The sequence below is a fragment of the Bartonella refiksaydamii genome, from assembly GCF_902652675.1.
Classification (GTDB): Bacteria; Pseudomonadota; Alphaproteobacteria; order Rhizobiales; family Rhizobiaceae; genus Bartonella; species Bartonella refiksaydamii.
In genome coordinates this window covers 1-1,389 of sequence record NZ_LR736366.1, presented here as the reverse complement: position 1 = coordinate 1,389, position 1,389 = coordinate 1, and the positions used below count along the sequence as shown (strand labels likewise).

At 39.8% G+C, this 1,389-nt stretch carries 3 protein-coding genes and 1 pseudogene; 2 read left to right on the top strand and 2 right to left on the bottom strand.

What is annotated here, in order from left to right; genetic code table 11:
* Together GQO39_RS09355 and GQO39_RS08480 are read right to left on the bottom strand one after the other, a co-directional pair.
* Positions 1–142, bottom strand: a 142-nt coding sequence (locus GQO39_RS09355) for a helix-turn-helix domain-containing protein (RefSeq protein WP_500789585.1), incomplete at its 3' end; no start/stop codon positions are given.
* Positions 123–434: a type II toxin-antitoxin system RelE/ParE family toxin gene (locus tag GQO39_RS08480; RefSeq protein WP_156851767.1), complete on the bottom strand. Its 312-nt coding sequence runs from the start codon at positions 432–434 to the stop codon at positions 123–125. The genes GQO39_RS09355 and GQO39_RS08480, both read right to left, overlap by 20 nt.
* Positions 435–499: 65 nt before the next feature.
* Here GQO39_RS08480 and GQO39_RS08475 point away from each other — a divergent pair, with 65 nt between their 5' ends.
* Both GQO39_RS08475 and GQO39_RS08470 read left to right on the top strand, forming a co-directional pair.
* A complete protein-coding gene (locus GQO39_RS08475) occupies positions 500–1,207 on the top strand; it encodes a phage adaptor protein (protein ID WP_156851766.1) in 708 nt (235 codons plus the stop codon).
* Position 1,208: 1 nt separating this feature from the next.
* A pseudogene (locus tag GQO39_RS08470) lies at positions 1,209–1,389 on the top strand (hypothetical protein); the annotation flags it as partial.

The following is a 1,389-nucleotide window of genomic DNA, read 5'->3' as shown; positions in this document are numbered from 1 at the left end:
TCATATTTTGAGCTCGCGCAACTATACCAAGGGCATCCGCTATATGAGCAGCATCGCCTGTTTTGAAGGCTTCATTTAAAAAGACTTCTTGAGATTCTGCTGTTGTGAGGTGTTTTTCAAAGTTAAAGGTTTTCAATTTCATTTTTAAGATCCTCTAAAAGAGATAAGGCTTTTTGAATATCACTGGATTGCGTGGATTTGTCACCACCACAAAGCAATATAATGATTTTATCGCCTTTTTTTGTGAAATAAACTCGATACCCAGCACCATAGTGGATACGTAATTCACCTATACCATTAAAAAACTTCGCATCACCCAAAAGCCCTGAACGAATTCTATGAAGTCTTGCAAGAATTATATTAGCAGCTTTTCTGTCTTTAAGTTTTTCTAACCAGTTATCGAATTCATCTGTTGTTTTTATTATCGCTACCATCAGTGCACTGTACTACACAAAATATATAATATCAATAGTAATAATTTTTACTGAAAGGTATTTTGATGACACGTCATTATATTCGGGTTAAGACCGGAGGACCAATACCTGTAAAGCGAGATGTTTGTCGTCATAAGAGAACACTTTCGCACCTTGTGTCGGTCATTCAAGATGAGATTGATGACATAGCGGATGAGTATGTTCATCAAATCCAAGAAAGTATTTTTGCAGCCATTCGTTTTTGTGAACGGGAGACCTTTTACTTTAACGAAAGCCGTGATGTGGTGTTTGAGACACGGGCGGGACAAGGTGTTTATGATGCAAGCACTACCAGCCATATCGAAAGTGCTGTTAAAATCAAAAACGTTTATCTGAGTTCTGATCAACATCACAAGCTTGCATTGGAGTGTAAGGACCATGTTTCTTTAGAGCCTTTGTTATCATCAGAGCAGCAAGGAACGCCGGTTTGTTACAGTTATTTTGATAGACAATTACATCTTTATCCCACACCGGATAGAGCCTATCAGATTCAACTCATTCTCTCTCCATTGCGTTTATCAGAGATAGAGAGTGTCGATGAGGAGCATCCATGGTTTGTCCATGCCTTTGATCTGATCAAAGCGCGTGCAAAGTATGAATTGTATAAGAATATCTTGAAAGAACCAGATTCTGCCGCGGCGGCTTACAATGACTTTAACGAACAGTTGCGAGAATTGCGTGCAGAGACATCAAAACGCCATAACGTGACCAGAATAGTGCCAACGGATTTCTAAGATGGTTTATTTTCCCATTGCTGATTACAGACCAGATGTTGCGGTTGTTAACAGCAACTTTACTGATAGGCTTGTGAATGTTTTACCGGCGGATGGTTTTTACATGCCCATGCCCAGTGCTACGGTAATTTCTGCTCCTTTGGGAGAGAAGCCATTGGGCATGATAGCGTTTAGGACAGGCA